This window comes from Priestia koreensis (genome assembly GCF_001274935.1).
Lineage (GTDB): Bacteria > Bacillota > Bacilli > Bacillales > Bacillaceae_H > Bacillus_AG > Bacillus_AG koreensis.
In genome coordinates, this window is record NZ_LILC01000010.1 from 57,716 (window position 1) to 81,635 (window position 23,920).

Annotated in this window: 24 protein-coding genes and 1 riboswitch; of the genes, 17 read left to right on the top strand and 7 right to left on the bottom strand. The window is 39.6% G+C overall.

All coding sequences use genetic code 11. The annotated features are described in order from the left end of the window. Positions 1 to 6: 6 nt before the first annotated feature. Positions 7 to 513, top strand: coding sequence for an NADPH-dependent FMN reductase (locus tag AMD01_RS06995; RefSeq protein WP_053400687.1), 507 nt, complete (start codon positions 7 to 9; stop codon positions 511 to 513). A 39-nt stretch (positions 514 to 552) separates the two neighbouring features. On the opposite strand, the gene AMD01_RS07000 is transcribed toward AMD01_RS06995, so the two are convergent. From AMD01_RS07000 to AMD01_RS07015, 4 genes are all read right to left on the bottom strand, one after another. Further along, positions 553 to 1,167: a biotin transporter BioY gene (locus AMD01_RS07000; RefSeq protein ID WP_053400688.1), complete on the bottom strand. Its 615-nt coding sequence runs from the start codon at positions 1,165 to 1,167 to the stop codon at positions 553 to 555. Between the two features lie 140 nt (positions 1,168 to 1,307). Continuing rightward, on the bottom strand, positions 1,308 to 1,550 hold the full coding sequence (locus AMD01_RS07005) for a YhdB family protein (protein ID WP_053400689.1): 243 nt from the start codon (positions 1,548 to 1,550) through the stop codon (positions 1,308 to 1,310). A 177-nt stretch (positions 1,551 to 1,727) separates the two neighbouring features. Further along, entirely contained in the window at positions 1,728 to 3,182 is a 1,455-nt protein-coding gene (locus AMD01_RS07010; protein ID WP_053400690.1) for a catalase, read from the bottom strand. A 200-nt stretch (positions 3,183 to 3,382) separates the two neighbouring features. Further along, entirely contained in the window at positions 3,383 to 3,670 is a 288-nt protein-coding gene (locus AMD01_RS07015) for an ArsR/SmtB family transcription factor (protein ID WP_053400736.1), read from the bottom strand. Between the two features lie 193 nt (positions 3,671 to 3,863). Here AMD01_RS07015 and AMD01_RS07020 point away from each other — a divergent pair, with 193 nt between their 5' ends. The 9 genes from AMD01_RS07020 to opp4A all read left to right on the top strand — a co-directional run bounded on the left by AMD01_RS07020 (position 3,864) and on the right by opp4A (position 13,785). Further along, on the top strand, positions 3,864 to 5,273 hold the full coding sequence (locus tag AMD01_RS07020) for a SpoVR family protein (RefSeq protein ID WP_053400737.1): 1,410 nt from the start codon (positions 3,864 to 3,866) through the stop codon (positions 5,271 to 5,273). A gap of 158 nt (positions 5,274 to 5,431) precedes the next feature. After that, the gene (locus tag AMD01_RS07025) at positions 5,432 to 6,283 is read left to right on the top strand and encodes a YihY/virulence factor BrkB family protein (protein WP_169775941.1); all 852 of its coding nucleotides are present in this window, start codon (positions 5,432 to 5,434) and stop codon (positions 6,281 to 6,283) included. A gap of 49 nt (positions 6,284 to 6,332) precedes the next feature. Beyond that, entirely contained in the window at positions 6,333 to 7,439 is a 1,107-nt protein-coding gene (locus AMD01_RS07030) for an AI-2E family transporter (protein ID WP_053400738.1), read from the top strand. Between the two features lie 516 nt (positions 7,440 to 7,955). Beyond that, positions 7,956 to 8,144, top strand: a complete 189-nt coding sequence (locus AMD01_RS07035; RefSeq protein WP_053400692.1) for a hypothetical protein — start codon at positions 7,956 to 7,958, stop codon at positions 8,142 to 8,144. Positions 8,145 to 8,146: 2 nt separating this feature from the next. Then, positions 8,147 to 9,175 (top strand): ABC transporter ATP-binding protein, encoded by a 1,029-nt coding sequence (locus AMD01_RS07040; protein ID WP_053400693.1) that lies wholly within the window; start codon positions 8,147 to 8,149, stop codon positions 9,173 to 9,175. Then, positions 9,153 to 10,079 (top strand): ABC transporter ATP-binding protein, encoded by a 927-nt coding sequence (locus tag AMD01_RS07045; protein WP_053400694.1) that lies wholly within the window; start codon positions 9,153 to 9,155, stop codon positions 10,077 to 10,079. The genes AMD01_RS07040 and AMD01_RS07045 overlap by 23 nt, the downstream gene beginning before the upstream one ends. Before the next feature lie 14 nt (positions 10,080 to 10,093). Continuing rightward, positions 10,094 to 11,059, top strand: a complete 966-nt coding sequence (gene opp4B / locus AMD01_RS07050; protein WP_053400695.1) for an oligopeptide ABC transporter permease — start codon at positions 10,094 to 10,096, stop codon at positions 11,057 to 11,059. Positions 11,060 to 11,072: 13 nt separating this feature from the next. Continuing rightward, positions 11,073 to 11,975, top strand: coding sequence for an ABC transporter permease (locus AMD01_RS07055; RefSeq protein ID WP_053400696.1), 903 nt, complete (start codon positions 11,073 to 11,075; stop codon positions 11,973 to 11,975). Between the two features lie 16 nt (positions 11,976 to 11,991). Further along, positions 11,992 to 13,785 (top strand): oligopeptide ABC transporter substrate-binding protein, encoded by a 1,794-nt coding sequence (opp4A, locus tag AMD01_RS07060; RefSeq protein ID WP_053400697.1) that lies wholly within the window; start codon positions 11,992 to 11,994, stop codon positions 13,783 to 13,785. Positions 13,786 to 13,827: 42 nt separating this feature from the next. Here opp4A and AMD01_RS07065 read toward each other — a convergent pair whose 3' ends face one another. Further along, positions 13,828 to 14,820: an NADPH:quinone oxidoreductase family protein gene (locus AMD01_RS07065; RefSeq protein ID WP_083446464.1), complete on the bottom strand. Its 993-nt coding sequence runs from the start codon at positions 14,818 to 14,820 to the stop codon at positions 13,828 to 13,830. A 217-nt stretch (positions 14,821 to 15,037) separates the two neighbouring features. Here AMD01_RS07065 and modB point away from each other — a divergent pair, with 217 nt between their 5' ends. Next, positions 15,038 to 15,694 (top strand): molybdate ABC transporter permease subunit, encoded by a 657-nt coding sequence (modB, locus tag AMD01_RS07070; protein WP_053400698.1) that lies wholly within the window; start codon positions 15,038 to 15,040, stop codon positions 15,692 to 15,694. Positions 15,695 to 15,728: 34 nt separating this feature from the next. Here modB and AMD01_RS07075 read toward each other — a convergent pair whose 3' ends face one another. Next, positions 15,729 to 17,612 carry an N-acetylmuramoyl-L-alanine amidase gene (locus AMD01_RS07075; RefSeq protein ID WP_053400699.1) on the bottom strand — a complete coding sequence of 628 codons (1,884 nt, stop codon included), beginning with the start codon at positions 17,610 to 17,612 and terminating at the stop codon, positions 15,729 to 15,731. A gap of 158 nt (positions 17,613 to 17,770) precedes the next feature. Beyond that, positions 17,771 to 18,451: a C40 family peptidase gene (locus tag AMD01_RS07080; RefSeq protein ID WP_053400700.1), complete on the bottom strand. Its 681-nt coding sequence runs from the start codon at positions 18,449 to 18,451 to the stop codon at positions 17,771 to 17,773. A 302-nt stretch (positions 18,452 to 18,753) separates the two neighbouring features. Continuing rightward, positions 18,754 to 18,850: riboswitch (TPP riboswitch) on the top strand. Between the two features lie 78 nt (positions 18,851 to 18,928). Between AMD01_RS07080 and tenI the strand changes: the two genes are divergently transcribed. The 6 genes from tenI to thiD are packed head-to-tail and all read left to right on the top strand — an operon-like array spanning position 18,929 to position 23,523. After that, a complete protein-coding gene (gene tenI / locus AMD01_RS07085) occupies positions 18,929 to 19,552 on the top strand; it encodes a thiazole tautomerase TenI (protein WP_053400701.1) in 624 nt (207 codons plus the stop codon). Beyond that, positions 19,549 to 20,679, top strand: coding sequence for a glycine oxidase ThiO (thiO, locus tag AMD01_RS07090; protein WP_053400702.1), 1,131 nt, complete (start codon positions 19,549 to 19,551; stop codon positions 20,677 to 20,679). The genes tenI and thiO overlap by 4 nt, the downstream gene beginning before the upstream one ends. A gap of 6 nt (positions 20,680 to 20,685) precedes the next feature. Beyond that, positions 20,686 to 20,889: a sulfur carrier protein ThiS gene (gene thiS, locus AMD01_RS07095; RefSeq protein WP_053400703.1), complete on the top strand. Its 204-nt coding sequence runs from the start codon at positions 20,686 to 20,688 to the stop codon at positions 20,887 to 20,889. A gap of 2 nt (positions 20,890 to 20,891) precedes the next feature. Next, complete coding sequence (locus tag AMD01_RS07100) at positions 20,892 to 21,659, top strand: thiazole synthase (protein ID WP_053400704.1); 768 nt, start codon at positions 20,892 to 20,894, stop codon at positions 21,657 to 21,659. Then, on the top strand, positions 21,656 to 22,678 hold the full coding sequence (locus AMD01_RS07105; protein ID WP_053400705.1) for a thiazole biosynthesis adenylyltransferase ThiF: 1,023 nt from the start codon (positions 21,656 to 21,658) through the stop codon (positions 22,676 to 22,678). The genes AMD01_RS07100 and AMD01_RS07105 overlap by 4 nt, the downstream gene beginning before the upstream one ends. Before the next feature lie 29 nt (positions 22,679 to 22,707). After that, positions 22,708 to 23,523, top strand: coding sequence for a bifunctional hydroxymethylpyrimidine kinase/phosphomethylpyrimidine kinase (gene thiD / locus AMD01_RS07110; RefSeq protein WP_053400706.1), 816 nt, complete (start codon positions 22,708 to 22,710; stop codon positions 23,521 to 23,523). Positions 23,524 to 23,920 lie beyond the last annotated feature (397 nt).

The window sequence follows — 23,920 nt, forward strand, 5'->3', positions numbered from 1 at the left end:
TGAAAAATGAAATTTGTTGTTATTAATGGTAGTCCAAGAAAGCACGGAAGAACGGGGATTTTAGCACGATTTATTAGCCGAACGTATGGTGCACGTTTAATTGATCTGAGCGCCCATGAGCTTCCATTATTCTCTGGTGAGGAAGAACAAAATGATTTAAGAAGCGTTCAAGGGCTTCGTCAGGTCGTAAAAGAAGCCGACGGAGTGATTTTAACGACACCAGAATATCATAGCGGGATGAGCGGGGCCTTAAAAAATGCGATCGACTTCCTTAGTAGTGAACAATTCAAGTACAAGCCGGTTGCCTTAATGTCAGTTGCTGGAGGCGGAAAAGGCGGCATTAACTCCTTGAACGGTATGCGTATCGTTATGAGGGGCGTGTATGCAAATGCGATTCCAAAACAAGTGGTTTTTGATCCTCACTGCTTCGTTCGTGAAGAGGATACGCTAATTGACGATGCAGCGAAATTAGTGGCAGAAGCAATGGAAGAATTAAAAATGTACGTACGCTAATGCAACAAAAAGACCGCTAACGATAAGCGGTCTTTTTTATTAACTAATTTTTTGCTGTGTTGACTGCTTCGTTTTAAAGTAAGTGGTGTTGCGTAATGCTTTATAAATTCGTAGGCCGATGAATGCACAGAAGAGAGTAAAGACTAAGTCCTTCACAGCAAATAAGGCCATAATCTTCCATGCTGCTGCATAAGACATAGGTGCATGAATCCATGTTTTAAGAGCAAGATACATTAAGTTTGTACCAACTAAATAAATCATGACAACTCCTGCAAGGGAAGCGATAATAAAAGTAGAAAGAGAATAATTCCCTTTTAATTCAACTACTTTCCCAGCTGCATAAGCTCCGAAAATATACGAAACAATAAATCCGCCCGAAGGACCTAAAAGCGATTCAAAGCCACTGCCAAATTGAGCAAAAACGGGAGCACCTGCTAAACCAACGATCATATATACAGTCATTGATAAAGCCCCAATTCTGCTACCAAGCAACAAACCAGCTAGTACGGTAAAGAAAGGCTGCATCGTAAGCGGGATGTTGGCTACTTGTAAGAAGGGGGCAAATGATGTAATATTTGCACCGATAGCCATTAGCGCAACAAACATAGCCGCCATTGTTAAATCAATTGTTCGCAACTTTTGTCTTTTCTCCATAGTGTTCACCTCTTCAATATGTATCTAATCCAAATCTTAAAAGCAAACGACCTTTATGTCAACTTATTTTTTATTTTGGTTAACAAAAAAAACCACGTGTTTCATTTTCCTCAGAATTAGGAAAACGAAACACGTGGCTGTTATATTTCATCGACTAGCATCTCTATCCCATTTAACTCAGATGCATGGTCGATGTATCGTAATAATGAATAGAGCTCTTCTTGAATCACGCGGTAATTCCGTTCAAAATTATAGGCATGAAGGAAATGCTCAATTTTCTTTGATAAAAAATCGTCCTCTGTACGGACCATCAAGACCAGCAGATTATCCCATTGAGAACGGTGGGTATAATAGAGGGCTTTATCGTAATCCATATCATTCATGACATTACCTCCTTTGAGGAGTCCTTTATATTTTGTGATAAATCCCCTGAATTTTTACGCTGAAAATGTTGGACGAATCTCCTCATAAAAAAGCGCCCGTCTAGGGCATGAAGATACCTTAGACAGGCGCTGATCAGCATAAATAGATCTTACAAATGGAATACTAGCCCTATGATATTAAGTAGCCAAATATTCGTGTATATCCACTTTTAAGGAATCGGCAAGACGCTGTCCGAATTCGCGATCGGCACGAATGAAGTTGCAAATTGCCAAGAGCTTTGTTTTTTCATTTACGTCTTGTAGGTCGTCTGTTAGGTTTTTAATCAAATTGTCCTTTTCAGAGGTTGTATAACGTCGATAACGCTCACCAGCCTGTTGGAAATCGTTTGGTTTATCAATTTTTTCTCTTGTGATGTGACCATGTACCGGCTGTGTACTATCTCGATATGCCGGGGCTTCTGGTAAGTAAGAATCACGATTAGGCTCATAGTTAATCGTTGATTCAGGCGTTTTCGTTTGCATAAATCCATCACGCTGATGATTCTGAACAGAAGCATAAGGGCAATTGATCGGAATTTGTAAGTAATTTGGTCCTAGGCGATGTCTTTGGGTATCTGGATAGGAAAATAATCGAGCTTGAAGTAGTTTGTCTTCTGAAGGCTCAATCCCTGGCACAAGCGCACTTGGTGAAAAGGCAGCTTGTTCCACTTCCGCGAAGAAATCTTTTGGATTTTTATTAAGCGTCATTGTCCCAACTTTTTTCAAAGGATAGGTATCCTCTGACCAGGTCTTAGTTGGATCACATGGGTCATAGTCCAGATGATCATAGTCATCTAATGACATAATTTGAACGTACATGTCCCATTTTGGGTGCTCGCCTTTTTCGATATGTTCAAAAAGATCTCTCGTTGCGTGGTTGAAATCCTCTTTTTGAATTTCTGCCGCTTCTTCCATTGTTAAACTCTTCACACCTTGATGCGGCTTCCAGTGATATTTCACATAGACCGTTTCTTCATTCGCATTTACCCACTTAAAGGTATGAACACCGAATCCCTCCATTTGGCGATAGTTTGCTGGCGTTCCTAAATCGGAAAACAGCCATGTCATCATATGAGTAGATTCAGGCGTTAGCGTCATAAAATCCCAATATCGATCGGGATCTTGGATATTTGTATCAGGAGCAGGTTTTAACGAGTGAACCATATCTGGGAACTTAATTCCATCCCGTATGAAAAATACTGGAAGGTTATTTCCAACTAAATCATAGTTTCCTTCCTCGGTGTAAAACTTCGTCGAAAAGCCACGTGGGTCACGAAGCGTTTCAGGTGATCCTTTTGGATGAATAACGGTTGAGAATCGAACAAATACAGGGGTTTCTTTTCCTTCTTCCTGTAGAAACGCTGCTTTTGTGTATTCTTTCATACTGTTCTCGACCGTGAATATACCGTGTGCTCCAGCCCCTCTAGCATGTACGACACGTTCGGGAATACGTTCTCGATCAAAATGGGCAATCTTTTCAATAAGATGGTAATCTTCAATAAGCGTGGGCCCTCGATTCCCTACAGTACGAGAATTCTGGTTGTCGCCTACGGGTGTGCCTTGATTCGTCGTTAAATGGTTCTTCTTTTCCATTTTCCTTCCTCCTCGTCAAAAACGATTGGCATCGTAATGAAGTAATATGTATAAGATCCCTTCATATCCGATTGTTTCTAGTATTTAAATACCTCAAATACACACCTCTAAACTTCGAATTTTCGTCGTATGAAAAATGACAAAAAAAAAGAACATCTTAGATTGATGTTCTTCCTAAAATCTCCTAATAGAATTTTCCGTTATAAGCACGTATCTTCAATTTTATTAAGAAGCGATTTTAATTTTTCAACAGAGTCATCTAAAGAAAGATAGTAGTAGCGCTGTGTTCCTACCTTTGTAAGGGAAACGAGCCCTGTGTCTCGCAGAATTTTTAGATGATGGGAGACGGCAGGTCGTGACAATGTAAGTTGATTCGTGATGTCGTTCACATTTACGTGTTCGTGCTGTGACAAAATCATAATAATGTCCTGCCTTGCGGGATCGCTTAGTGCTTGGAAAATAGGAATACTGTTTCGAAACAAAGCCATTGCTTCATCGTGCTCTGGACCAGATGCATAAGTCACGAGAGTACACCTCAGTTCATTAGTTTAAATGTTTAAACACAATGTACCGAATCAAAGAGAAAAAAGCAAGAGACAGGTGAACGCTAAGTAGAAACTTTGTACATGATTTTGAGATTTAAACATAAATTTCAAGTAAGGGAAGAAAGGGGAGATGGAAGTGCGGGAAGAAGAGCAAAAACAACTTCAGTATGCGATACAGGAAATTACCGAAATTGCCAAAGGGTTTGGACTCGATTTTTATCCGATGCGCTATGAAATTTGTCCGGCAGATATCATTTATACGTTCGGGGCATATGGGATGCCTACTCGTTTTTCTCACTGGAGCTTTGGAAAGCAGTTTTATAAAATGAAACTTCATTATGATTTAGGATTAAGTAAAATCTACGAACTTGTTATTAACTCTGATCCATGCTACGCATTCTTACTTGATTCAAATGCACTAATACAAAATAAATTAATTGTAGCTCACGTGTTGGCACACTGCGATTTCTTCAAAAATAATTATCGATTTGTCAATACAAAGCGAGATATGGTAGAAAGTATGGCTGCAACGGCTGATCGTATTAAGCACTACGAAATTTCGTATGGAAAAAAGGAAGTCGAGACATTTTTAGATGCGATCTTATCTATCCAAGAGCATATTGATCCATCTCTTATGCGTGCAAAATTGTCTTGGAGCATGGAAGATGATGAAGACGGAGGCTTTAATAGCGACAGTCCTTACGATGACTTATGGAACCTTGACTACAAGGATCGAAAAAAACCAAAAGTCGAAAAGCAGAAAAAGAAGTTTCCGCCACAGCCGGAAAAGGACATTCTCTTATTTATTGAGCAATATAGCCGTGACCTAGAGGACTGGCAGCGCGATATTCTGACGATGATGCGAGAGGAAATGCTTTATTTCTGGCCACAGCTTGAAACAAAGATCATGAACGAAGGCTGGGCGTCATATTGGCATCAGCGCATTATCCGCGAAATGAACCTCACAAGTAATGAAGCTATTGAGTTTGCCAAATTAAATGCAGGCGTTGTGCAACCATCTAAAACAGGAATCAACCCGTATTATCTTGGACTTAAAATCTTCGAAGATATTGAAGAGCGCTACGATAACCCAACAGCTGATATGAAAAAGCGCGGGGTTAAAACGGGAAGCGGGCGCGAAAAGATGTTTGAAGTGAGGGAAGTGGAATCAGATATCTCGTTTTTACGCAACTATCTAACAAAGGATCTTGTGATGCGTGAAGATATGTATCTCTTCCAAAAACAAGGAAAAGACTACAAGGTTGTTGATAAAGAATGGACGAAGGTTCGTGATCAGTTGGTTGGCATGCGTGTGAACGGAGGATTCCCATACATTACAGTCAATGATGGTGATTATCTACGAAACGGCGAGCTATACTTAAAACATTGGTATGAAGGAATTGAGCTGGATACGAAGTATTTGGAAAAGGTCGTCCCGTACGTTTATCAACTATGGGGAAGAACGGTTCACCTTGAAACAATGTTAGATGGGCGAGAAGTTATGTTTTCATATGACGGCAAAAATATTCATAAAAATAACCTCTAAAAAAGTCGCTGCGTGTCAGCGGCTTTTTTTCATAATATTTGAAGTTTATGAGAATCGAAAGAGGGAATTGAGAAGACTAACAACCCCCCGTTAGTAAATAAGAAGAGTTAAATAACCAAGAGGTTTTGAGGTGAGAGATGAATATGATAAAAGAATTGATGGAAAGAATAAAAATAAACGAAGTAAGTGACCTGGCGGCAGTTCTAGCCTACTATTTCTTGCTTTCCCTTTTTCCACTGTTAATCTTTATGGTTTCAATCCTTCCATATTTTTCATTGGATGCCACTGAAATTACAGACATTATTAAGCAATACGCTCCTGGAGAAACAGGGGATATGCTTACAAGCCACATTGGGGAGCTACTGAACAATCCTCACGGTGGTCTGCTCTCTTTTGGGATTTTGGCAACGCTGTGGTCGGCTTCAAACGGTGCAAATGCATTAATTCGATCGTTGAATAAGGCGTTCCTTGTAGAGGAGACAAGACCGTTTTGGAAAGTTAGGCTCCATGCGCTTATCATGACGATAGGATTGGTCCTAACGTTTGTTATCACGCTGGCACTTCCCATATTCGGAAGCGTAATTATTGATTTTGTCAGTAGCTATCTTCCATCTGTAGCAGACAATCAAATTGTTTTAAATGTTAGTCGCTTCATATTCTCTTTCCTTACTATGTGTGCAGTATTAACCGTTTTGTACATGCTTGCACCAAACGAAAAAGTGACTTTCAAAGAAGCCTATTTAGGAGCAATTATTGGCACGGTACTTTGGCAAATTATTTCTCTTGCATTTTCTTTCTATGTTTCACAATTCGGGAACTTTAACGCGACTTATGGAAGTCTAGGAGCAGTCATTGTGTTACTGACATGGTTGTACCTTTCCGGATTTGCTATTTTAATTGGAGGGGAAATTAACGCAATTCGTCAGTGTCGCGTTTCAGGAAAGAAATGTATTAATCGTTCTAATGCAGGCTTAGGCAATCAACAGCCTTCTGAAAGAGTAAGTTCTTAAGCGAAAACGCAAATTAATTTAGCAAGTAATAGGAGAACACCTTATGTTTATGAAATCAAAATTTCAATTTTGGACATTTCAAATTTTAATGATTGTTCTTATTATCTTTATCTGTACGAAGATGTCCTTTTTATTCACACCGATTGTTGTGTTTATTTCAACAATCTTCCTACCAATTATCGTAGCAGGGTTTCTATACTTCCTGTTCAGTCCTGTAGTCGGGTTTTTACAGAAAATAAAAATTCCGAAAGTGTTGGCTATTTTGCTTCTTTATATTGTATTCATCGGAATTATTACACTAATTGTTAATTTAGTAGGACCACTTTTGGTATCACAAATTACGGAGTTAATTAATAGCATCCCAAAAAATATTGATAAAATTCAAAGCTACATGAACCACTTGTCTCATACAAAATGGTTCAAGTGGACAATAAATCAAGATTATGTACCGCTTGATAAGGCAAAAGACTGGGCAATGAATGCTTCGCCTGGATCATCAAATACAGTGACAAACAGTCTCCAAAACATTTTTGGAATGGTCACAAACGTTGCGTTAACGATTGTAACGGTACCGTTCATTTTGTTTTATATGTTAAAGGACGGAAATCGACTTCCAAAGGCAACAATGCGTTTCTTCCCAGCCTCTTATCGTGAAGAGGGTCTAACAATTATGGAAGAAATGAACAAAACCCTTGCTGTTTACATTCAAGGACAAATGCTTGTTGCGCTATTCGTGGCCGTTGTTACTTCAATCGGATATTTTATTATCGGGTTAAAATATGCGCTTCTTCTAGGAGTGTTAGTAGGGATTACAAACATCATCCCATATCTAGGACCATTCATCGGAGTTACACCAGCTGTTATTATTGGGCTGTTGGACTCACCTTTTAAGGCGGTATTGGTGATTGTCGTTGTTGTAATCGTGCAACAGCTAGATGGACACTTAATTTCACCGTTAGTGATTGGAAAACGATTGGACACGCATCCGTTGACCATTATCGTTTTACTATTAGTTGCAGGGAAACTAGCAGGACCTATTGGCATGATTTTAGCGATTCCAACGTATGCGGTAGCAAAAACGGTCATTCTACATTTGGCACGATTGATAAAATTGCAAAGACGCTATAAAAAATTAAATCATGAGCCGATCGAGTAGAGACTATGATAGAATAATAAAAAAGACAGCCGCAAAAGCTGTCTTTTTTCTGTTGTTTTTTGTGGGAAAAAGTAAATTGTAATAACAAAGGCCTACAGTTTCGACAAAAAATTTACAAACGAATATAATAATAAAATTTGAAACTATGATAAAAAAATTCAATAATTATTTTTCTGGAAAAACAATTTTAAAACTTATGGGAAGAATAAAAACCCATACAAACGGCATTTTAACAATAAATTAACATAAAATTAGTTGAAAATGTAATATAATATCTCTTCCATCATCGACATTATATGTAAAAATAGTCTTGACATATAGTAGATATATCCATAATAATAATATTAATAAAATATATTTAAATTTTTCCGAAATTTTAAATTATAAAAATAATTCGGGAACATTCCTACTAACTATATTCGGTACAAAAGTCACCTTTTATATAAACCAAATGCGCTTTTAATTATCTAACTTTTCTGACATGGTAATGACAGGCAATGAGGTAGAAGGTGCATCTTGCTAATTAAAAAAAGAAAAAGCAGGAACACAGGCAATAATTCATTGCTTCAAAAACCAAGTATAAATGTAGGGATAGTTGTATTAGAAGCTGAAAAATATCAGCTGGTCAAGCAAACGATCACTCTTGTCAAAAAGATCTTGGGAACTACAACAGTTCTTATCGTGACAGAAGTAACAGGAGGCTAGTTATGGGGGAACATTTGTTAGAAATTAAAAATTTATCAACATCGTTTAAAATTAAAGACAAGTATTATGCAGCTGTTGATGATGTATCCATTACGGTCAATTCGAACGAAATTGTAGCTATAGTAGGGGAATCTGGATGTGGAAAAAGTGCTTTGGCTCTTTCTATTAACAGGTTGCATAATAGTGAAAGAACAAAGATGGATGGAAAAATCTTATATAAAGGTAAAGATGTTTTAAGTCTATCTAATGCTCAAATGAATAAGTATAGAGGGAAAGAAATTAGTATGATCTTTCAGGAGCCGTTAACAGCTCTTAATCCTCTAATGACTATAGGGAAACAAATTGAAGAGAGTTTATCTTATCATACTGATCTTTCGAAAAATCAGCGAAAAGATCGCGCATGTGAACTGTTAGATCAAGTTGGGATTCCGAAACCAGAACTGACGTACAAGCAGTTTCCACATGAACTATCCGGTGGGATGAGACAACGTGCGATGATTGCAATCGCGATTGCTTGTAATCCGTCGCTTATCATTGCGGATGAACCAACAACAGCGTTAGACGTAACGATTCAAGCGCAAATTTTAGATTTACTTAAATCGATTCAAGAAGCAAATGGTATGGGAGTTGTTCTCATTACGCATGATTTAAGTGTTGTAGCTGAAGTAGCAGATCGAGTGGTTGTGATGTACGCGGGGCAAGTAATTGAAACAGGGACAGTTGATGAAATATTTAATCGTCCTCAACACCCATATACACGTTCACTACTAAACTCAGTTCCTACTACAACAAGTGTTCAAAATCGTCTTCATGTTATTGAAGGAGTTGTGCCGTCTCTTGTGAACCTTCCAAGAAAAGGCTGTCGCTTCAAAGGCCGTATTCCATGGATTGAAGATGGACTGCATGAGGAAACTCCGGAACTTCACGAAGTATTTCCTGGCCATCATGTAAGATGTACATGCTATAAGCACTTCTATTTCAAAAATGCTGAAGGAGAAGAGATCAACCATGACATTGCTCAGAGTAAATAACCTAAAGGTTCATTTCCCTGTAAAGGGCGGTTTCTTTAAACGAGTTGTGGGCCATGTAAAGGCCGTTGATGACGTTTCATTTGAACTACAGGCTGGTGAAACGTACGGATTAGTAGGGGAATCAGGAAGTGGAAAATCAACTACTGGTAAAGCAATTATGGGATTAAACAAGATTACTAGTGGAGAAGTTCACTTTGGGGGTAAAGACCTTGCTTCTCTAAGTAGAAGCGAGTTTAAACCGTACAAAAAAGACATTCAGATGATTTTTCAGGATCCATATTCATCTTTAAATCCTAAAAAACGTCTCATTGATATCATATCAGAACCAATTCGTAATTTTGAGCGCATGTCTCCTACCGAGGAGAGAAGGATGGTTCAGGAATATTTAAGTAAAGTAGGATTACCATCGGATGCAATCTTTAAATATCCTCATGAATTTTCTGGGGGACAAAGACAGCGGATTGGAATTGCTAGAGCTCTTACATTAAAGCCGAAGCTAATTATTGCAGATGAGCCCGTATCGGCATTAGACGTATCTGTACAAGCTCAGGTGCTGAATTTCTTACAAGATTTGCAAAAGGAATTTAACCTCACATACCTATTTATAGGTCATGACTTAGGGGTAATCCGACATATGTGTACACGAATGGGCGTTATGTATCGAGGCCGCCTTGTTGAAGAAGGAACGAGTGACGAAATATATGAAAATCCTCAGCACATCTACACGAAGAGACTAATTGCGGCTATTCCTGATATTCGACCGGAATATCGAGAGCAATCAGTTAACTTTAGAAGAGATGTGGCTAAGGAATATAAAGAGTCATACAATACTTATTTCGACAAAGATGGTAGAGCATTCGACTTGCAGCCTGTTTCAAATACACATCGAGTCGCATTGCCATAAGGAGAGGGAAAATTATGATAAAACTAATTTTACGACGCATATTGATTATGATCCCTCAGCTTTTTATTGTCAGTATTTTAGTCTTCTGTTTAGCGAAAGCGATGCCAGGAGATGCTCTGACAGGTAGAGCGCAGAATCCAAATGCAGATCCTGCTTCTATAGCTGAACAACGTGAAAAGCTAGGGTTAAATGATGCTGTTCCCGTTCAATATGTGCGGTGGATTAAAAATGTTGCACAAGGAGATTTCGGTAAATCATATACTCATAAATTACCAGTAACAGAGATTGTTGGTGATCGATTAGTAAATACGATTTGGCTAGGAATTTTGACACTTATTTTAACCTATGCATTAGCTATTCCAATGGGAATTATAAGTGGGCGCTGGAATGATAGGTGGCCTGATAAAATTGTCACTGGATACAACTATTTAACATTTGCAACACCGTTATTTATCTTTGCACTTGTTGTTTTATTCTTATTTGGATTTAAGTGGGATTTGTTCCCTACGGGAGGATCGATTGATCCTCAGGTTGAATCAGGAACGTTTGCATATTTCTTAAGTAAAATTAATCATATGATTTTACCTGCGTTCTCTCAGGCACTAATTGCCACAACCGTTACCGTGCAATATTTACGTAATGAAATTATTGAAACAAAGTTTAAGGATTTCCCACGAACAGCACGTTCAAAAGGGGTACCTGAATCAAAAGTATACTCTAGCCATATCTTAAGAAACTCCCTATTACCGGTTGCAGCCTTTTTAGGATATGAAATCACAGGTGTAATTGGAGGAGCGGTTTTCGTTGAAAACATCTTTAGTTACCCTGGAATTGGCCAGCTATTTGTCTCATCTATTAATTTGCGTGACTACAGTGTCGTAACAGCTCTTGTCTTGATGACGAGTCTTGCTTCGCTAGTTGGAACGCTTTTATCAGATATGATTTTAAGCTGGGTAGATCCAAGGATTCGCATCGAGTAGGGGGGAAATAAATATGGAAGTAGTAAGAAAAGATGCCGCTATTGAAAAAATAGAAAAAAGTCCTTCGGGATTTAGAATTGTTTGGAATGAATTTAAAAAAGATAAATTGGCAATGGGATCTCTTATCCTATTGACACTTATTTTAATAGCAGTATACGGAGTTTCAGTTATTTTGAGTCAAGATGAAATTGTTAAAATTGACTTTTTTGCAATCTATCAAGAACCTTCATCTTATCATTGGTTAGGTACTGATTATGGTGGTCGTGACATTTTTGGTCAGTTGATCATTGGTACGCGAAACTCCTTCACAATTGGGTTATGTATTACTTTAATCACTGTGTTTATTGGTCTTACTTTAGGATTACTAGCAGGATATTTTGGCGGAGTAGTAGACAATATTATCATGCGTATTATTGATTTTATTTTGGCTCTACCATTCTTAATGCTTGTTATCGTGTTTGTAGTAGTAATTCCTGAATTTTCAATATTGAACTTTATTCTGATCATGTCCGCATTTTTATGGGTAGGTAAAGCGAGGCTTATACGATCAAAAGTTTTGGCTGAAAGAGAGTTAGATTACGTAGCAGCGTCTCAGACGTTAGGAACCCCTCATTGGAAAATTATTCTTTTTCAAATTCTTCCTAACGTAAGTTCACTCATTGTAGTTAACTTTACACTAAACCTTGCAGGGAATATTGGGATTGAGTCTGGTTTAACCTATCTAGGATTTGGTTTGCCAGAGAGTAGTCCGAGCTTAGGGACATTAGTAAGTTATGCAAGTAATCCAGAAGTTTTACAGAATAAATGGTGGGTGTGGGTACCAGCATCAGCAATGATTTTAGTTCTGATGTTAAGTATAAATTTTATCGGCCAAGCTTTAAATAGAGCGGCTGACGCTAGACAGAGAAAAGCCTAAAAGGGGGAAAAATAGTATGGGAATCAAATCAGTTAGAAAAGTTTTAAGTACATTAGCCGTATCATCACTTTTGTTAGCTGCTTGTGGTGGTAATGAAGAAGGAAGCGGTAAGAGCACAAATGGAACACCAAGTGGACCACCTCCTAAGAAAGTTGAAACTTCTAAATTTTCCACTAGCTTAAAGAATGATAAAGACGAGGTTAAAGGTGGAACATTTACTTACGGTCTAGTTTCTGACACTCCTTTTGAAGGAGTTTTAAACCTAGCGTATTATGAAGGGGCACCAGACGCAGAGGTGTTACAATTCTTTGATGAGCCATTATTAGAAACAGATGATAACTATATATACAATCAAGATGGAGCAGCGACGTATGAATTATCCAACGAGGATAAAACAATTACGTTAAAAATCAGAGACAATGTCAACTGGCATAACGGTGATCCTGTAACAGCTGAAGACTTGGAGTATGCTTATGAAGTAATTGGCAATAAGAAGTATACTGGTCCACGTTACGATGCACAAATGCAAGGTATTGAAGGTATGACAGAATATCATGATGGAAAAGCTGATAAAATTTCAGGTGTCAAAGTGGTTGACGATAAAACAATTTCAATCACATTTAAAGAAGCAAACCCTTCTGTATTAACTGGGTTATGGACAACACCGCTGCCTAAAAAATACTTAGCAGGTATTCCGATTGATAAACTTGATAGTTCTGATCAAATTCGCAAAAACCCAATCGGGTTCGGACCATTCAAAATCAAAAAAATGGTTCCAGGAGAGTCTGTTGAATTTGAACGTAATGATGATTACTATAGAGGAAAGCCAAAGCTTGATAAAGTATTACTAAAAGTAGTTAATCCTGCAACTGCTGTTGCATCTCTTCAAAAAGGTGACATCGACTACGCAGAAATTTCAGCTGATAGCTATGAGTCAGCTGAAAAATTAAAAAATATCAATATTATTGGTAAAACAGGATTAGCTTACACTTATATTGGGTTTAAATTAGGTCATTATGACACTAAAAATGGCGTCAATGTGATGGATAATCCGAAGTTTGCTGACAAGCGTGTTCGTCAAGCATTTGGTTATGCAATGGACAACAAAACGGTTGGTGAGCGTTTCTATAAAGGGTTACGTTTCCCAGCTAATACGGTAATTCCACCATCTTTCCCGAAATATCATGATGATAAAGTAAAAGGATTCGACTATGATCCAGAGAAAGCGAAGAAGTTGTTGGATGAAGCTGGATACAAAGATACAGATGGCGATGGTTTACGTGAAGATCCAGACGGAAAGAAATTCAAAATTAACTTTGCTTCTATGAGTGGTGGGGACATTGCCGAGCCATTAGCTAAATATTATATCCAAGCATGGAAAGCAGTAGGATTAGATGTCCAGCTACTAGATGGCCGTCTACATGAATTTAACTCTTTCTATGATATGTTAGAAAAAGATGATCCGAAAGTGGATATCTATCAAGGTGCTTGGGGAACTGGTTCAGATCCAGATCCATCTGGAATTTGGGACAAAACGGCTCCATTTAACTACAACCGCTGGGTAAGTGATGAAAACCAAAAATTATTAAAAGAAGGTATTTCTCCAAAAGCGTTCGATGAGAAATATCGCCAAGACGTATACAACAAGTGGCAAGAGCTAGTTGCAGATGAGGCACCATCTATCCCAACACTGTATCGTTTTGAAATCTTTGGATTTAACAAACGTGTCAAAGATTATAGCCTTGTTGGTGGTAAAGCAGATGACTGGTGGAAAGTTTCTGTCACTGCTGATAAGCCAGAAACAAACTAATAGTAATAACACTCAAGAGGCGAACATTCGCCTCTTGTTTTTTTAGATACGGACAATCATTCGTCCAGTTAAGCTTCCTTCTAGAATTTGTGGTAACGCCTCAGGCAATTCACCGAGTGTAAGTTCACGGTGAACTGTATCTTCTAGCTGAGCAGGTTTTAGATCAGATGCCATACGTTCCCACAGCTTTCTACGTAATGACATAGGACAGTACACGGAATCAATGCCAAGTAAATTTACGCCCCGTAAAATGAAGGGAAATACGGACGTGGGAACTTTGGCTCCACCTGTTAACCCACTGACTGCGACAGAACCGCCGTACTGTATTTTACTTAATATAGATGCCAGCTGCTTTCCACCAACAGGATCAACGGCTCCTGCCCATTGCTGACGATCGAGTGCTTTTAATTTTCCACTATACACATCATCTCTTGTTAAGACATTCGTTGCACCAAGAGACGTTAGATAATCGCGTGCGGAACTCTTGCCGCTACTAGCCTCTACCGTATAACCACGCTTTGCAAGCATTGAAAGGGCTAGACTACCGACACCACCTGTCGCCCCCGTTACAAGAACAGGCCCTTTTTCAGGCGTCAGTCCATTTTCTTCTAGACGATGAACAGAGAGAGCGGCTGTAAAACCGGCCGTTCCTAGGATCATCGCTTCTTTTAGCGTCAGTCCATCTGGGAGGGGAACGACCCAATCCGCTGGCACGCGCGCGTATTCACTGTAGCCACCAAAATGCGTTACGCCAATTTCATAGCTCGTTGCGATAACAGGGTCACCTTCTTGAAAACGCTCATCTGTAGAAGACATAACGATTCCTGCGAGATCAATTCCTGGCACAAACGGATAAGACGACACGATCTTCCCGTCCGATGTTCCGGCTAAACCATCTTTATAATTGACGCCAGAATAATAGACTTTAATGAGTACATCTCCTTCAGGGAGATCGCTTTGATTGAGCTCTTTTATCGAAAGAGAGAAATCTTCGTCTGTTTTATCTGCTACAAGTGCTTTAAATGTATGAATCACGTGTATCACTCCTTAAAATGAGAGAGTTAGTAATGATGTACCCCTTTTAAAAACATAAAATCATGAAATAATAAATTTTAAAAATTGATATGAATCTTTCTAAATAACTCGATAAGCCCTCCGTTTCATGGCTTCTACCTATGATACGTGATTTTTAAGCGGTTTTCTAATAAAATGAATGTAGGATTTATCGTGAGAAGTGGAAAGGAACGGATTTATGACAACAAACTTTTGGTCTCCGCTTCAGCTTTCTTTGGAGATATCGGTAGTAGCCGGAATAATCGTTATTATTTTAGGTATTTTATGTGCTAGATTAATGGCAAGGAAAACGTTTAAGGGGAAAGCGGTGGTTGAAACGATTTTTTTACTACCTCTTGTACTTCCTCCATCTGTCGTTGGTTTTTTATTAATTGTTGTTTTTGGACAACATAGTCCGTTAGGAAGAGCGATTGAATGGGTCTTTCATCAGCCCATTATTTTTACGTGGTGGGCGGCAGTTATTTCAGCAATTGTCGTGGCGTTTCCACTCATGTATCAATCTGCACGAACAGGCTTAGAGGCAGTAGACCGTGATATTGAAGATGCCGCACGTGTAGATGGAGCAGGGGAATGGAAGGTATTTAAAAGCATATCGATCCCGCTTGCGATCAAGTCAATTGTAGCCGGAGGCGTGCTTAGTGTGGCAAGGGCACTAGGGGAATTTGGGGCAACCCTTATGTTTGCAGGTAATATCCCTGGAAAGACGCAGACGACCCCTACAGCTATTTATTTAGCAATTGATTCCGGCAATATGCACTTAGCATGGCTATGGGTGCTAAGTATGATTGGAATCTCATTTTTGATGTTAATTATCGTTAATCTTATACGTGATTAAAAAACGAACGATGCAAGCGCATCGTTCGTTTTGATTACTTTTCAATTACATCAACATCTTCAACTTTTACAAAAGCATAGCGATGGTTGAGATGAATACGGTAGTATTCGTCCTTGCCATAGACCATTTTATGAACGCCGTATGGGTTTAACGTATACGTCGTGGCGTTATAAAAGTCGCTTGTTGCTTTTTCAGCTGTCACGTAATATTGTCCTTCGCTAATCGTATATTGTAGCGGTACGTTATCACGCGGGGTGACATCTTCCGGATAGGCAGATGCTTCAGGATACGCAGCTCCGTAGACCGGAATGTTTTGTTTGCCTTTTTTCGGTGTAATAAGCGTTCCTTTTACATGCGTTGTATATTGGTTGTTCGGATTAAAAAACCAAACTTTTTGTCCGCCATACCAGATTGCATTCCAATCACCTTTTGTTTCAGCTAATGAAAAGGTTTGGCCGGCTTTTCCTTTATTCCCCCAATCAAGCGCTTGCTGACTACCACCAAATTTAAGCGCTGGGTCATGAAAGAGGGGAGCATCAAAGCTCGGCTCGGTATAGAAATAGATAAAATTAGCAGATTGCATCGCTGGGGACGCATCGCTTACTACCGGCTTATTTGTTTTAAAATGTGGTGTTAATGTCACAATTGTAGATGATGGTTTTCCTTTTGACGCTGTAATGGGTGCTCCTACAAGCTGCATATAATGTTCCCAGTCCCAAAATGGACCAGGATCTGAATGCATGGCACTTTGTCTAGCGGGCGATAGTCCAGGAACTTCCTCGTGACCAATAATGTGAGCACGATCAAGCGGAATATTGTATTTGTGACCTAAATAGCGGACAAGCTTTGCAGAAGAACGATACATCGGTTCACTAAACCACGTTGCACCTTGTAGGGCGTAGCCTTCATGCTCAATTCCGACTGAGTGCATATTAAAGTACCAATTACCTGCGTGCCAAGCGATGTCCTTATTATGGACCATCTGTGTGATATGGCCGTCAGAAGAGCGTACGACATATTGAGAGGTAGCAGAATAAGGATTTGCAAACAAGCGAACCGTACCATCATAGCTCGTCTCAGTATCGTGAATGACGATATAACGAATATCAGGTCCAAACGAAGGACGATCCGCTACATCATAATTGCTATAGTCACTTGGATTGGCACTTTTTTGCTCGTAAAAGGCTGGAATGTAGTCACAGGAAACGTTTGCTGGACATTCAGCACGGTTGTATACCTTGTCTTTCGTCATTTTCTTGGCGCTTTTTAAGTTCGGCTTGATCGGCGAAGCTGCCATATGAACTTTTTGTCCATCTGTCGTTGTATGTACGATGCCGGTTTGAATAGTGCTATATACGTCATCTGCAAACTCTAGCGCTGCGTTCGTATCTTTAGATTGACTGTAGCGTGCTACTGCACCGTACCAGTCTTCTTCAGACGTTGGAATGCTTCCCGTTCTTTCTTTTGCATAGTATGCAAGTAAAGCTGCTGCTCCTCGTATATTTTGAACAGGATCTTTTTTCAGTACGTCTGTTTTTTCGTGGATTAACGATGCTGCCTGCTGTAAAGGCTGTTTGGAAACGGAATTTGATCCGTCACCTTTTAAATCATCCGTGAGCGTAGTAGGGAGGTCAACTAAGTGCATCAGTCCGTACCCACCAGAAGTGCTAGGGTGTCCATCATGATCTTCAAATTGTGAGAGATTATAAGATAGAGAGAGAAGAACGCGCAACGGGACATGGAATTCTGTCGCTGCTTTTTGGAACTCGTTTTGTAACAAATGAGGTGAGCTCATATTTTGTTGGTTTGATACGCTCGTTCTAGTATCGGCACTTGATAGAAGTGAACCTGAAAAGGTAACGGTTGTTGCTACAGATAGAGAAGCGAAATGATGAAACCACTTTTTTCTTTTTTTCAAACGTAAAACCCTCCTTTATTCATTTAGAAAGTTAATTGGCTAGTAATTTGTCGAATTCCTTTATAAAATGCAGAAATGAGAAGAAGAGACTAGGGGAACGTAAAAAAGCTAATCCAATTGGATTAGCTTTTTTGCTAGGGTTGTACTTTTAATAAGATTTAGCGAACGCTTTTAGCACCCATATAGCGTTTTGACCAATAGCTGTTACTTAAAGAAGCAATCGATACGCCCTGTGAGGAGGAGCTATGAATAAACTTGCCATTTCCTACGTAGATCCCCGCATGGGATGCACCGCTTGTGTAAGTATGGAAGAATACGATATCTCCTGCTTTTGGTGAAGAAACTTTAGAGCCCTTCTGATAAATACCGGCAACTGTTCTTGGTAATGTCACGCCAGCGCTTTTTTTGTATACATAGTTTAAGAACCCACTGCAGTCAAAACCGCTTGGTGTTGTACCGCCCCATTTGTAAGGAACGCTCATGTATTTTTTCGCTGTGCTAATAACAGAAGCAGAGCTGTAAGAAACAACACCTTTTACGCTTGAAGTTGGTTTTGAAACAACGCCAAGTGCTTTAAAAGTTCCTGCTCCGACAACACCATCTGCTCCTAGGCCACGGCTTTTTTGAAAAGATTTTACGGCAGCAGCAGTAGCTGATCCGAAATATGTAGTCGTTGTGCCTTTAAAATAACCTTTTGATTTCAATACGCTTTGAAGTTGTTTAACCTCTGTATGTGTCATGCCTTGTTTTAATGTATGATCACCTAATGCAGCTTGTCCAACTACTGGACTAGCTAATAGGATGCCTGCAAGTGTTAAACTTGAAATAAGTCGTTTCATCTTTTTAAGTACCCCCTGAAAATATTTCCTGTCTCTCTAAGTAATTCATATTCTATCATTATTCGACAGTGTTTTAGGTTACAGTTATATTACAAAATAACTACAAAATGATAAAATATTCAAAAAACGGGTATGTTAAGTAAGATGTAGTCCTGTTTTTGCGAAAAAATTGTCCCTTTTTATCTCCGGTCGGTACTTTGGTATGGGTGATAAAAGTGGTGGGGTGTCGATATTTGAGAGAGATCTCAGGCATAGACAAACCAACATCCTATAGTTATAATTAATTGGAAAACTTTATATTATTTTAACACTAGGGGAGCCATTTGGCTGAGACGACTATTCGGACCCTTTGAACCTGATCTGGTTTGTACCAGCGTAGGGAAGTGGTGAAGCAGATCTTTTATTCTGAATGAACTAACCACTCTACGCGTAGAGTGGTTTTTTGTGTTTACTAGACTACTAAAAAGGAGAATAACCGTGACGCATACACCTACTCTTCATGTTGTGACCGCTGGAAGTCAGTCTAGTAAGGAACTCTGTTCTATTATTCAACAAATTCATCCTTACATGGACGGCATTCACATCAGAGAAAAAGAAAAGACAGCCATCGAGCTTTATCAATTAATTGAGTCTCTAAAACACGTAGCTGTTCCTTTAGAAAAAATAATAGTAAATGATCGCGTAGATGTAGCGGTCTTATCTAAAATAGGTGGTGTTCAGCTGGCTTATCATAGCCTAGAAGTTGGAGTAGTCAAACAAGAATTTCTAAATCTACATGTCGGAAAGTCGGTACATAGTCTTCAAGAAGCACTTGAAGCGGAGAAGCAAGGAGCTGATTTTCTTCTCTATGGTCATATTTATCATACGGATTCAAAGCAGCATTTGCAGCCGAGAGGAATACAGGGATTAAAGGCTATTGCTCGTTCCGTGCGCGTACCTGTCATCGCAATTGGTGGTATTCAACCTCATCATGTTCAAGAAGTGATGAAGGCAGGGGCTCATGGTCTAGCGGTTATGTCAGGCGTATTTCAATCAACGAACCCCCTTGAAAGAGTGAAACAGTATCGAAGTGAACTGCTGAAATGGAGTGAGAAGAGATGAAGCGGAACTATGACGTAATTATTGTTGGTGGTGGGGTAATTGGTTGTTCAATCGCTTATCACTTGTCCAAATCTGGAGTAAAGGTAGCGGTTATTGAAAAGCAAACGATTGGTTGTGAGGCTTCTTGTGCAGCTGCCGGTATTTTAGGGGCACAGGCAGAAATTGATGAAGAAGGACCACTATTGGAATTCGCGTTAGAAGGACGAGAACGATTTAAAGAGCTTGCTGGTGAATTAAAATCCATAACAGGTGTTGATATTGAACTTGTTCAAGAAGGGGTGTTAAAAACAGCAACGACCGAGCTCGAAGCGATTACCTTACAAAATAAGGTGAAACAGCACAGGCGCTGGGATCAGAATGTTTCTTGGTTGAACCAAAACGATGTCTTACAGTATGAGCCGCAGCTCTCACCTACTTTACACGGGGCTATGTACATTCCAAATGATGGTCAAATTATGCCTAGGAAGTTAGTAGAGGCATTTCACAAGGGGTGTATTTACTACGGAGTAGATTTTTATGAAGAAACCAACGTTCAAAAGCTTCTTATCAGTGAATACAAAGCCTACGGAGTAGAAATAGAGGGTGAGGCTATTTACGGAGACAAAATTGTTATTGCCACTGGTGCGTACGCCAATCAATTTCTAAAAGAATGTTCACCTAGCGTCAATGTTTTCCCTGTAAAAGGCGAGTGTTTATGTGTACAGAGTGAGAAGCCTCTGCTTTCTAAAACCATTTTTTTAGAGGAAGGGTTTTATTTAGTACCAAAATCAAATCATCGTATTTTCATTGGCGCGACAAAGCTCCCACATGTGTTTCAAAAAAAGGTTTCTATTAGGGGAGTCGCTTCCTTAATTGCGAAAGCTGAGCAGCTTCTGCCTTCTATTAAGGAGGCGAGCTTAATTGATTATTGGGCAGGTCTTCGTCCACAGACGGATGACGGTTATCCGTATTTAGGAGAGCATCCGACAGTAAAAAGCTTGTTTATGGCATGTGGACATTTTCGAAATGGCATTTTACTTAGTGCGATTACGGGTGAAGTAATGGCTTCCTTAATAAAGGATAATCAAATGAATCCCGTCTATCGAAAAGCTTTTTCGATTGAGAGACTAGATCAAACGGTGAGGTGAAAAAAAGTGAACGTGAAAATTAATGGTGAAGATGTAAAGCTTCATTCATCTATTGCAACGGTTCATGAACTGCTAACATTTTATGAATTTGAAAAACGAGTTGTTATTGTAGAAGTAAACGAAGACATTTTACAAAAAGATCAGCATAACCAAACGATCTTAAAAGACGGCGATCATATTGAAATCGTCTCATTTGTAGGAGGAGGATGAAGATGTTAAAAATTGGACCATACGAATTTCAATCACGTTTATTGTTAGGCACAGGGAAGTTTGGAGACTTTGCAACTCAAAAGAAGGCAGTAGAGGAATCAGGTACAGAGATTTTAACCTTTGCTGTCAGAAGAATGAATATTTTTGAAAAAAATCAGCCGAACTTCTTAGAAGAGATTGATGTCAGCCGATATACGCTTTTACCAAATACAGCGGGAGCTAAGACGGCAGAAGAAGCGGTGAGAATTGCAAAATTAGCAAAAGCATCAGGATTATGTGATATGGTAAAGGTAGAGGTTATTGGCTGTGACAAAACGTTGTTGCCAGACCCTGTTGAAACCTTAAAAGCAAGCGAACAATTATTAAACGAAGGATTTATCGTATTACCATATACGTCAGATGATGTCGTTCTAGCACGTAAGCTTCAGGAGCTGGGCGTTCATGCGATTATGCCAGGTGCTTCCCCGATCGGAACGGGCCAAGGAATTATTAATCCGCTAAACTTAAGTTTTATTATTGAGCAGGCTCGTGTTCCAGTAATCGTTGATGCGGGAATAGGCTCAGCCTCAGACGTTGCAAAAGCAATGGAATTAGGGGCGGATGGAGTGTTGCTTAATACAGCTGTGTCAGGCGCACAGGACCCGGTGAAGATGGCTCGTGCCATGAAGCTTGGAATGAAGGCTGGTCGCGCATCATTTGAAGCGGGTAGAATACCTGTAAAACGGTATGCATCTGCAAGCAGTCCGATGGAAGGAATGAGTATGAGTTGAGCAGTGAGCGTTATTCAAGACAGGAGCTTTTTACGCCAATCGGAAAAAGTGGGCAAGAAAAAATCGTAAGTAAGCACGTGTTAATTATCGGTGCCGGAGCGCTTGGTACAGCAAGTGCTGAAGCTCTTGTTCGTGCTGGTGTAGGCACGGTTACTATTATTGACCGGGATTATGTAGAATGGAGCAATTTGCAGCGTCAGCAGTTGTATACAGAGGAGAATGCTGAACGTCGTACACCAAAGGCGGTGGCAGCAAAAAATCGTCTTCAAGAGGTGAACTCATCTGTGAACATCCATGCTCACGTCATGGATGGCAATATAGAAGAATTAGAGAGCCTCATCACACAAGGTGTGGATGTCATTATTGATGCGACCGATAACTTTGATACGAGATTGATTATTAACGACTTAGCACAAAAGCATCAAGTACCGTGGGTGTACGGAGCATGTGTTGGTAGTTATGGGATTAGCTATACAATTTTACCAGGTGAGACGCCTTGCTTATCCTGCTTATTAGATACTGTACCAATGGGCGGAATGACGTGCGATACGGTTGGGATTATTTCTCCAGCTGTTCAAATGGTCGTTTCTTATCAAGTAACGGAGGTGCTGAAGCTTCTAGTTGAAGACAAAGCTTCTCTTCGTAAAAAGCTCGTTTCGTTTGATCTATGGAAAAATCAGCATACGATGATTGCGGTTGATAAAGTGAAAAAAGCAGATTGTCCATCATGTGGTGAGCAGGCGACATATCCTTTTTTAGCATATGAAAACCAAACAAAGACCGCTGTTTTATGTGGTCGTAACACGGTGCAGATCCGCCCAGCAGAGGGAATGAAGCGCTCATTAGATGCAGTAGCAGAAAGCCTTCGTCCTCACGGAAAAGTGGAGCAAAATCCGTATTTAGTTTCATTAACAATGGATGAAAAGCGTCTTGTTGTTTTTCAGGATGGTCGAGCCTTTATTCACGGTACGAATGATATCTCAGAGGCCAAAACGATTTATTATCGCTATTTAGGATAGAAAAGCCATCAAGAAAGGAGCAGATATCAATGATTGCAAAGGCATTGACAATTGCAGGATCAGATAGCGGCGGTGGAGCCGGAATTCAGGCTGATTTAAAAACATTTCAAGAGCGCCATGTATTTGGAATGTCTGCGATTACGGCCGTTACGGCCCAAAATACGTTAGGTGTACAAGGAGTATATCCTTTAAGTATTGAAGGAATTCAGCAACAAATTGACTCTATCGCAACTGATTTATATCCGGATGCAGTGAAAACGGGTATGCTATTTAGTTCTGAAATTACGAAAGCGGTAGCCGATAAAATGAAGCATTACGGCTTTAAAAACATCGTGGTTGATCCAGTGATGATCGCCAAAGGTGGATCTCCACTTCTACAAGAGGAGGCCGTTGAGCAGGTAAAAGCATCCCTTTTACCGATTGCGTCGGTCATTACACCAAACCTTCCAGAAGCGGAAGTGCTAACAGGAATGAAAATTAATGATTTAAATGATCGAAAAGAGGCGGCAAAAGTGCTTCATTCACTCGGCGTAGCTTCTGTTGTTATTAAGGGCGGTCACGGTGAAGAACAATATAAAATCGTGGATCTGCTATTTAACGGTCGCGATTTTATCGAAATCGATCACCAAAGGCTAGAAACGAAGCATACGCATGGAACGGGCTGCACGTTTGCGGCGTGCGTAACGGCAGAATTGGCCAAAGGAAGATCCATTGAAAAAGCAGTTGAAACAGCATCCGAATTCGTGCACTATGCCATCAAGCATACGCTAGAAATCGGTGGAGGACACGGCCCTACCAACCACTGGGCTTTTCGTTCCTATGATCAGAAAGTGATCAGATCGTAATCCGTAAATGCCCGCCTTAATAAATAGTCATGAAAATAGAGGTAATCCTCCAAAGACGGGGGCCTCTATTTTTGTGCAAAAGCTTGATGCTACTTATCATAGTAACAGAAACAATAACGATTGTTTTGGTAACATGGGGTACTGATCAGAAAGCACTTCGAAAAAAACAAATTGACAAAATATTGTTAAAATTGGTAAGATAGTAGTTGGAAAAAATATGAATTTAAAGGAGGGAACGTCATGCAAAAGGTACTGATTCAAATCGTGGTAGAAAACAAGGATTTATATGACGTGACCGCAATTCATTATTCCATTTAACTTATGTATTAACGGGAAATGAACAGCACAAGTCACGTATCTCGTGGCATGTGCTTTTTTATTTGAAGGCATATTGCTT